The organism is Anabaena sp. AL93, assembly GCF_001672085.1.
GTDB lineage: Bacteria > Cyanobacteriota > Cyanobacteriia > Cyanobacteriales > Nostocaceae > Dolichospermum > Dolichospermum heterosporum.
On record NZ_LJOU01000021.1, the window covers coordinates 51,517 to 61,090 of the forward strand.

General features: G+C 33.8%; 7 protein-coding genes and 1 pseudogene. All 8 read right to left on the bottom strand.

Annotated features, from left to right (window positions below; genetic code table 11):
• Positions 1-14 precede the first annotated feature (14 nt).
• Positions 15-395 carry a type II toxin-antitoxin system VapC family toxin gene (locus AN486_RS07620; protein ID WP_290599970.1) on the bottom strand — a complete coding sequence of 127 codons (381 nt, stop codon included), beginning with the start codon at positions 393-395 and terminating at the stop codon, positions 15-17.
• 3 nt (positions 396-398) lie between these two features.
• On the bottom strand, positions 399-617 hold the full coding sequence (locus AN486_RS07625; protein WP_053539518.1) for a hypothetical protein: 219 nt from the start codon (positions 615-617) through the stop codon (positions 399-401).
• A gap of 986 nt (positions 618-1,603) precedes the next feature.
• A complete protein-coding gene (locus AN486_RS07630; RefSeq protein WP_290599973.1) occupies positions 1,604-3,967 on the bottom strand; it encodes a hypothetical protein in 2,364 nt (787 codons plus the stop codon).
• 183 nt (positions 3,968-4,150) lie between these two features.
• Positions 4,151-4,213, bottom strand: a pseudogene (locus AN486_RS26645) (DUF1156 domain-containing protein); the annotation flags it as partial.
• The gene (locus AN486_RS07635) at positions 4,189-4,314 is read right to left on the bottom strand and encodes a DUF1156 domain-containing protein (RefSeq protein ID WP_205748600.1); all 126 of its coding nucleotides are present in this window, start codon (positions 4,312-4,314) and stop codon (positions 4,189-4,191) included. The pseudogene AN486_RS26645 and the gene AN486_RS07635, both read right to left, overlap by 25 nt.
• Positions 4,315-4,416: 102 nt before the next feature.
• Positions 4,417-5,376, bottom strand: coding sequence for a hypothetical protein (locus AN486_RS07640; protein ID WP_168636741.1), 960 nt, complete (start codon positions 5,374-5,376; stop codon positions 4,417-4,419).
• A 70-nt stretch (positions 5,377-5,446) separates the two neighbouring features.
• On the bottom strand, positions 5,447-8,806 hold the full coding sequence (locus AN486_RS07645) for a helicase-related protein (protein ID WP_290599976.1): 3,360 nt from the start codon (positions 8,804-8,806) through the stop codon (positions 5,447-5,449).
• 22 nt (positions 8,807-8,828) lie between these two features.
• Positions 8,829-9,044 (bottom strand): helix-turn-helix transcriptional regulator, encoded by a 216-nt coding sequence (locus AN486_RS07650; RefSeq protein ID WP_234413185.1) that lies wholly within the window; start codon positions 9,042-9,044, stop codon positions 8,829-8,831.
• Positions 9,045-9,574: the final 530 nt, after the last annotated feature.

The following is a 9,574-nucleotide window of genomic DNA, read 5'->3' on the forward strand; positions in this document are numbered from 1 at the left end:
ATATAATCAATTAGTTAAGGATAAGGGAGTAAATTAATTCCAGAAATAAAGCGATAATCACTTTGGTTCTTTGTTAGTAAAGGAAAATTATTAATAATAGATGTAGCAGCAATAAAGGCATCTGGCATTAATAATCCATGACTTAAACGGTAGGTTTTGATTAATTCTACCGTAAAAATTGATATATTATCATTGATTTGGCTAATGTCATAACGGGATAAAAATTTGTTGATATGCTGTAATTCTAGTTTGTTTCTACAGCCTACTATTAATTCCATTTCAGTAATGACGCTAATACTAATCTGATTCGTTTTTTCTTCTAAATCAAGACGATTAATAGCTATGTCAATATTACGACTAACATCTATTAATATATATGTATCTACTAAAATCATAATTTATCTCCACTCTTTTTGTCTAATATTTTTCACCCATTCAGTGCTATTTTCCATATCTGTTCTATCAGACCATATTCCAATAAAAGGCTCTTCTTTTAATGGAGTTAATTCTGGTTTTTTTGGAAGTATAGAAAGGATTTTTGTTTGCAAAATTTGTTTTTCTTCCAAGGTTAAAGTATTGATGATGTGAACTAGGGAATCAACTAATTGTAAGTTCATAAACAACTCCTTGTGATTTTGTTTGAATTTTGGCTAACATTTATGGCTCTTGCGTCTCTTTTATGGTGATTGAGGATTGATGATAACAAAACCCTTACGGGACAAGGGTTATAAACAATTATTTCCATATTTTCAATGAAATGCCTACACAATAGGGCTTTCAATGATTTTGAACCAGGGTTTCCATAAAAATAACCGAAGAACCACATTTATTAACTAGTATTAACTAGCAAGAGAAATTACAGTTTCAGATGCTGTAGGTTGGGTTGAGGAACGAAACCCAACATTTGTAAGTTATTACTTGTTAGCTTTTGTTGGGTTTCACTTCGTTCTACTCAACCTACGGACTAGCAAGAGAAATTACAGGTTCAGATGCTGTAGGTTGGGTTGAGGAACGAAACCCAACATTTGTAAGTTATTACTTGTTAGCTTTTGTTGGGTTTCACTTCGTTCTACCCAACCTACGGACTAGCAAGAGAAATTACAGGTTCAGATGCTGTAGGTTGGGTTGAGGAACGAAACCCAACATTTGTAAGTTATTACTTGTTAGCTTTTGTTGGGTTTCACTTCGTTCTACCCAACCTACGGACTAGCAAGAGAAATTACAGGTTCAGATGCTGTAGGTTGGGTTGAGGAACGAAACCCAACTATTACTTGTTAGCTTTTGTTGGGTTTCACTTCGTTCTACTCAACCTACGGACTAGCAAGAGAAATTACAGGTTCAGATGCTGTAGGTTGGGTTGAGGAACGAAACCCAACTATTACTTGTTAGCTTTTGTTGGGTTTCACTTCGTTCTACTCAACCTACGGACTAGCAAGAGAAATTACAGGTTCAGATGCTGTAGGTTGGGTTGAGGAACGAAACCCAACATTTGTAAGTTATTACTTGTTAGCTTTTGTTGGGTTTCACTTCGTTCTACCCAACCTACGGACTTCAGATCCTCTCCCTATAGAAAAGAGGTGTAATAATTTTCCAACAACCCTGATTAAAACAACCCTAATTGTTTACTTTCACTTCCTGCTTTTTGATAACTTTCCCGTCCATAAAGTAAACCTTGTAACATCTGCTTTTCCTTATCACCATCTGGTAATACTTCAGAAATAGATTGTGCTACTTGCCAAAAGGCATTATTATTTAATTTTCCTGTGCTGGTTAAAAGTTCTGTAATTTTCTCTCTATTATTCTTCTCCCATAATAATAACATTTGATGCAGGATATCAACCATGTTTTCTAGTTTTTCTTGGTCAATAAATTTTTTATCTCTATCTTTGGGACTAAGAACTGTAATAAATTCTTTATCTTTCTTAATAAATCCTTTATTCCAATATTCGGTAATTTCTATACCACAAGCTGATGCTAATTTTCGTCCTTCGTCAAATATGACTTTACTATTACCAAATGTCCACCGCCATAGTAAATAAAAGCGGGTTTGGGGGTCAATTCCTCCCAGTTCTTGCGGGTTTTTGAGAATTTTAGTTAATGCGTATTCACTAACGGTTTTACGGATAAATTCTAATAGGGTTGCTGCTTCTATGGTGTCTCCTGCATAAGTTTCTACGGTTTGGTATTTTCCAAATACTTCTAATGCAGGACCAATGGCAGAAATAAAGAAGTCACTACCGCTTATTCCTTGACTCCAAAAATGGTCTAATCTTTCTTTGATCTTTTCCTGTAGTTGGGTTTCTATTTCTTCAAAATAGGCTGTTTCTGCACTGGTACGTTTACGACATACCATGTATATTGATGATGCTAATGCGGCTGAATCCATTGCTCTTAATCTTGATTTCATTTCGCTATGAATAGGAATACTTCCTGTTAAATATAATCCTGCTTTTGAAAGGGCATTAATAATAGTTTCCCAAGCATCTGTAGATTTATGGGCAAAAACAATAACAGCTATTCCTGATGGTTTTAAGGTGCGGGAAATTTCTTGAAATGCTTGACCGATTTTTTCTTCAAAATATTGTTTTCCTGCTTCTGTACCGCCGTTATCATGACTATAAGCTACGGCTTCATCTGATTTAGGAGTTAGAGGAGTGGCAAATAGTTCGGGGTAATATTCTCCTATATTTCTTGATAGCCAAACATAGAAAAAATCTGATAAGTAGGAATAGGGTACACTGTCATAATAAGGAGGATCTGTAATTATTGCATCAAAATAATTATCAGGATAGGGTAAATTTGTTGCTGATGATTGAGTTGTTATAGCAGAAATATTTTTTAATTGTGAGCAATGATCTATAATTTTAATTATCCATTCCTGCATATTAGGAAATCCAACATTAGTAAAACTATTAAGTTCTACATAATCCCATAGCATAGGTAAAGCTTGACGAGCAAAAACGTGCTGTATTTTTTCACAAGTATTATCCCAACCGACTAAATTAGAATTTTTATCAGCTAAACGATCTAAAATAATAGCCAAATAAGTAGCGATCGCTTTAGCATAATCTTCATCATACCCTTCTTTTAAGATTAATTGATGAGCTTGTTTTACAGCATCAGCAAACGTAATTAAAGCTAACTTTTGACGGGAATTAAATAAAGATCCCCAGGTATTCATTCCATATAAAGGAACATTAAAAACACCACTCATTAAAGGTAATTCTTCATCAGGAATAGGATCAATACCCCACTTATCCCATAAATCATTCTGCTTAGATTCTAAATAAGATTGAGCATCATTAAATATTTCCATATCTTCAGCAGTTGCTAACCGATAGGTTTTACCAGATTGTTTAGGATTGTGTAAAACCACCGCAACCATTCTTTGACTAGCAATACCATCTATAAATTGTTTTCTAGTATCTTTATCAGTTAAACTACTACCACAACAGGGACAAATTACCTTAGCTCTTGCTACTGTACCCGTTGTAGGATCAAAATCAATATTATCATTTGCGACAATTTCAAAATCAATTTGATTATTTCCTGATTCATTAATTATAGGAATGATTTTTAAAGCAACTTTCTTATTATCTTTTTTAGCCAACCACAAATTAGAAGTTAAGGGAATTTCTACCCCACAATCAGGATTTTGACAAGTAACCGTTCTCATCCAATAATAACCTACAGGAATACGCCCATCGGCTTCATGAGGGTAAAATTTACCGATTTCTTCCTTAGCAGTTTCTAATACCCAATTACCCCATTTTTTCACATCTTCCAATAGAGGATTATATTCCTGTTCAAGTGTGGGATTTTGAACTTCTTTGTTTTTAGCATCTGCAAGTTCAATAATTCTAGTTTTTAATTGTCCATATTTTTGGGGAAATTCTAAAGTTGCCTTTTCAATTAAAACTGCTACAGGGTTTAAATCATTAGCATAGGTTTCACAACCCAATCTCAACGCTTCCAAAGGAATAGAACCACCACCAGAAAAGGGGTCTAAAACCTTGGGAGGAATGCCATTATTAGCTTCTAAAATATCAGCCCTAGCTTGATTTAATAATTCTTGATTATTAGCATTTTCCCATTTAGAAAGTTCTGCTATAAATTGATTTTTCTGTTTAATTTCTGATTCTGTAAAAGCGGGAACTAAAGCAGCATAAATAGTAGCACGGGAAGCAGCTAAAGGTTTTCTTGACCACCAAATATGTAAGGTAAAATATGTCCATGTCTAATGTTTTTTTCTTTAGCGGAATATTCGCTAACTTCTTGGATGGGAAATGATTGTTCTATAGCTGCTTGGTTCATAGTTTTAGTGGTTGTGAGGTTTTCAGATCCCCGACTTCTTAGAGAAGTCGGGGATCTTTTGGAGGGGTATCTTTAGCAGAGAAGTCAGGGATCTGAATTTGGTTAATTTTGCGGTAAATAGGAATCAATTAACTGCTGAAATTCCTCCAGAGAATTAACATGAATACTGGGTAAAAGTAAATTTTCCAGGATAGACATATCATCAATTTGCTTGATAGTATAGATCATCTTTTCTGGAAGATTAGCAAATCTGTTAGAGAGGATTTTGATAATGTTTTCTTGACAAGTTTTTCTAGCACCAATTTCCTTACCTTTTGCTTGGGCGTTTTCTTCAATAGTGCTGAGGAATGGCATATTTAACTCCTTTTCGTAATCATCTAATTTGGTTTCAAATGCTGTTTGTAATGGTGGTGGTAAAGTCATCATTTTATCAATGATCTTAACTAGATTAATAATATCAAACTTAGTTAAGCCCTTTTGATATAATGCTCTAACTAAACTCCATTTCCATTGTTCTCTTTCAGTTAAATTACTAGTGGTAGCTTTGGTTTTCAGATGTGCCATTACTATTGTAGCAAAGAGATTATCACTTGTGGTCAGATATTCCCATTCATAGTCTAATAGTTTGACTATACTAAATTCAATTTTGACTCGACTATTACCTAAACCGTATTCATAACTATTTGGTCGCCATTTTTTGTTTTCATCTCCTAATATTGCTAAACTAATTACTGGTTGATTAAATAAATCAAAAGAACGATAATTGTAGATAAACATTCTTTTTGGAAACTCTTTATCATATTGACTTTGTACTTCTATATGAATTAAAATCCAAATTATTTCACCATTTAATAACCACACTTGAAACAATTTATCCGCATACCGTTTTTCTGTTTGACTTGATGCGGTAATTTGTTCTAATTCCTTATCTAAGGATATTGGTTGTTTACTCCAGTCAATTTCTTGGTGAATTTCTGGATAGAAGAATAGTAAGAATAATTCCAGATATTCTCCTATTGCTTCTTTCCATGTATCATCATAATTTGCGGTAATGTCGCTCATAATTAATATTATATCCCTGGTTATTTTATTAATTTTATCAGATCCCGGACTTCTCTAAGAAGTCCGGGATCTAACTCTGATTGCTTTCACAATTAGCATGATAACGCCAATCATTAACGACATACCGAATTACACTTACCTCCTCAGCAGGGTTTAAATGAAGTGCTGGATTTTGAATTGTGTATAATGTAGGATTAGTTGCTGCATTTTCCACAATATAAAGCCAATATTCATCTCCTAAACGATTAGCCATTACCCATTCATTAGGAGTTAAAGAAATTGCTCCAGTAGCAGACCTAGCTTTAACTTCGATATAACGATAATTACCTGAATCATCACAGGAACGAATGTCATAACCTACATATTCTAAAGAAACATCTTGAGGATTTCTCTGCTGTTGTTTCTCGTATTCAATAGTAGTTTCCATACCAATTAATTCAATTTCTTTATTACTATGTTGGTCAGAACTGCCAAATTTAGGAACAATAGGTATGACTTGAATAACGCTTAAAATCTCAGGTTCTGAAAGATAAAGATTAGTTTGGACTCTAATATCTTCTTCTAACTTGAGTTTTTTCTGTTCTAAATCATCTCGGTTACGCTGTTCATTACCAATAATGACATCAGGAATATTATCACCTTGGATTTTTCTAATCTCATAGTCAGTTAATTTGGCTTCTGACTCTAAAATTAAAGAATCAATGGATTTTAAACCGTATTTTCGCTTAATTTGAGCATCTGATAAACGTTTCTGTAATAATTCTTGTTGATAGGGGTCTAAATAGTTATCTAAAATATAAGCTATAGCATTTTCCAGTTTAGATTTCAGATTGCTAACTTTTAATGCTTCTACTAATTCTTCTATAATTTCTGTAGATTCGTCATTGGGCTTTAAATCCCATAGCACTGAAGGATTAACAATTTGAAAATTATCTAACTTGTCTTGATACAAACACACTAATCTACGTCCGGCTATTTCTCCACTACCATCTTGAATTTCACCAGACATAAACCATAATAAACCGTCCCATTTACCATCAGGGTCTAAAAAAACTGAGCCTTTATCTATTTCTTTTTGATATTGTTTAAATAAATGTTCTAAAATTGCTTCCATTAAAGGATGACCACTGGTAACAAATTCTGCTTGTGCTTTGGAAGTAGCTTTTTTCTCAAAACCAAAGTTTAAATATTCTCGTTGTACTTCTCCATATTTGAGTTTAAACTCATGGGGTTGATTTCTTAACTCAAAAGGCACATTAGTAATACGCCAAAAGCCATTTTGACGTTTTTCGACTTTGATTTTTAAATATTTAGCTGCTCTTAAAAAGAACCTTTCAATATATTCTGGTACAAGACGATTTTCCTTAGCTGTACGCTGTTCTTGATTAATTCGAGATAAATCAATATGACGAGTAGCCAAAGCCTCTAAACTAGCCTGTTTAACTTTATTAATTGCTTCCATATCTGGAACTTTATCCATGTCTGCTAAGATATCATCTATGGTTCTTTTATTAGCGATCGCATCGAGAATTAAATCCTTTAAACTAGCACCTTGTAAAACATCACCAATGACATCAAAAACTCTATCTCCTAGAGCTTCTTTCATTGCTTCTAACTTATCAAATAGCTTTTGTAAAACCTGACCTTCCCTAGTATCCAAAGCCACTAAATTGTAAATATGAACTTCATGTTCTTGTCCATAGCGATGAATTCTACCCATTCTTTGTTCTAAGCGATTAGGATTCCAAGGAATATCATAATTCACCATTAACCAACAAAATTGTAGATTAATACCTTCACCTGCGGCTTCCGTAGCTACCATAATTTGAGTTTTATTTTTAAACTCATATTCAGCTTTAATCCGAGCATCCATATTTAAGCCACCATGAATTAAAGTCACACTATACTCCCACTTTTTCAGCTTTTCTGCTAAATATTCCATTGTATCTTTTGACTCAGTGAAAATTAGTAACTTTTCCTTACTTTCTCGAATTTTTCTTTCTTCTAAAACTTCCCGTAAGCGATTGAGTTTTGTTTCAATCTCTTGCTTTTCTGCTGCTTTAGCTAACTTAACTAAAAACTCTAAATTAGTAATTTCTAACTTTAATTCATCTAAAGATTCGGCTGAAGATAATTTAGCAAGTAATTCTTCTTCTTTACTGTAGCGTTCCTCATCTTCCAAGTCTTCTAGATAATCTTCATTATAAATACCATCCTGAATTAATTTGCCTTTTTTATATAAATCTTCTAATCGTTGTTTGCGACGTTCTAAAGATTTTAAAACGGCTCTGACGCTAGAAGCCAAACGTCTTTGCAGAACAGTTAAAGCAAAAGCCACATTACGTTTTTCTTTTTGGAGAGCTTTGTTAAAGTTCTCTTCTACATAATCGGTAACAGCATTATAAAGTTTTTTCTCTTCTTCATTCAGATAATACTTAATCGTTTCCACTAAACGGGGTGGGAATAAAGGTTGTCCATCAAAGTTTTTTAAATCTTCTTTTAAACGACGTAAAAATAAAGGATTATCTGCATCTTCAATAGAAGTTGCTAACATTTCTGTATTAGCAAAGAAGTTAGGTTGTAGTAAATCCAGAAATAATTTGAAGTTTTCAGGATCTCCTCTATGGGGAGTAGCAGTTAGTAAAATTAAATATTTAGAATTACTAGATAGGGTTTCTCCTACAGTATAACGAGCAGTTTTACTAATTTTCTCTCCATATTTATAAGCAGACATTTTATGAGCTTCATCAACAATAACTAAATCCCATCTAGCATCATTAAAAGCTAACTGCACATCATTTTGTTTAATAAAATCAAGGGAGGTAATGATTTGAGGAAATTCTGTCCAAACATTTTGACTCCAACTAGCATTAACTACTCCCCTGTCTACCATCAAAAACTTCTCAGAAAAACGCTCCTTCATCTCTCGTAACCATTGGCCTTTGAGATGTCCAGGAACAACGATTAATACTCTATTTACTAAACCTCGATATTTTAATTCTTTAATTAATAATCCTCCCATGATGGTTTTACCAGCACCGGGGTCATCTGCTAATAAGAAACGAATATTAGGACTTTTGAGAATGTAATGATAAATAGCTTCAATTTGATGGGGTAATGGGTCAACTTGGGATGCACTGATACCATAAAGAGGGTCAAATTGAAAAGCATTGCGAATGCGTGTTCCTTCTAAGTATAAAAATACTGATTCAGGATTTCCTGTAAATTGAAATTGTAGGTCTTTTTGTTCTTGGAGATCAATTAATTCTTGAATAGGAATAACAGGATCATAATATTTATTAGTATTAATACCAACAGCTTCTATTTTTACTCTGGAAGTTCCTATCATTTTAGATGATAAAACTTTTACGGGTTCAGGAAATTTGTCTCCGCAAATAATGATTCCTGGCTGTAACTGTTCTATCTTCATTGTTTATATCCCGATAATTCATTCAGATCATCAATAGCAGGGGAAATTGTTCCCCCACTTCCCCAAACTTCTGCCCAATCTTGTCCATATCCATAGCTGAGGGCTTAGATCGCTCATTTTCCCAACGCTTAACAGTACCATAAGTCACATCTAGATAAGCTCCAAACTGTGCTTCAGTAAGTCCAGTCAACAGGCGAAACTTCCGAATTAGCCCCCCAATTTCGGTTTTTTTGACCACGAATGGTCTTTTTAAGATTGCCTGATTTCAGAGGAAGAAGCAACAGGGAACAGGAAAAACTCATGTTTAAAAACATGAGATTGAAATAATGACACTGTTTTTTTCGTGCTACGCATCTTTTAAAAACATCTTTTTTTTGACTGAAGCTCTAAACTGGTGCAAATGAGTGTTTCTTATCTGTTCCCAGTTAAGAGTTCCCTGTTCCCTTTTTTTGTAACAAGTATTATATCTTCTGACATAATAAGCACATTTAAAAATAAAAGCAATAGCAAAAACCGCTAATTTTCCGAGAATTCGCTAGTTTTTTAGTTTTCTTTAATGTTTGAATTGGATAAAATCCAAATATGCACCAAGTAAATCCATCGTCATCTACCAAAAGTTAGATATTAAATAAATGCCTACAGCAATTTCTACCCAGCGATAGGGGATGGTTTTGGAGGGAACTAGTAGTTCGTCAAATTTATTTTGACGGGTAATGATCGAAAAAACTTCTGTTCTTCCCTCCCTTACCCCCCTTACCTCCCCTACCC

Excerpts from the sequence above, each read along its gene's own strand:
- AN486_RS07635 (WP_205748600.1), bottom strand. The coding sequence starts at position 4,314 with ATGAACCAAGCAGCTATAGAACAATCATTTCCCATCCAAGAAGTTAGC.
- AN486_RS07640 (WP_168636741.1), bottom strand. The coding sequence starts at position 5,376 with ATGAGCGACATTACCGCAAATTATGATGATACATGGAAAGAAGCAATA.
- AN486_RS07645 (WP_290599976.1), bottom strand. The coding sequence starts at position 8,806 with ATGAAGATAGAACAGTTACAGCCAGGAATCATTATTTGCGGAGACAAA.
- AN486_RS07620 (WP_290599970.1), bottom strand. The coding sequence starts at position 395 with ATGATTTTAGTAGATACATATATATTAATAGATGTTAGTCGTAATATT.
- AN486_RS07625 (WP_053539518.1), bottom strand. The coding sequence starts at position 617 with ATGAACTTACAATTAGTTGATTCCCTAGTTCACATCATCAATACTTTA.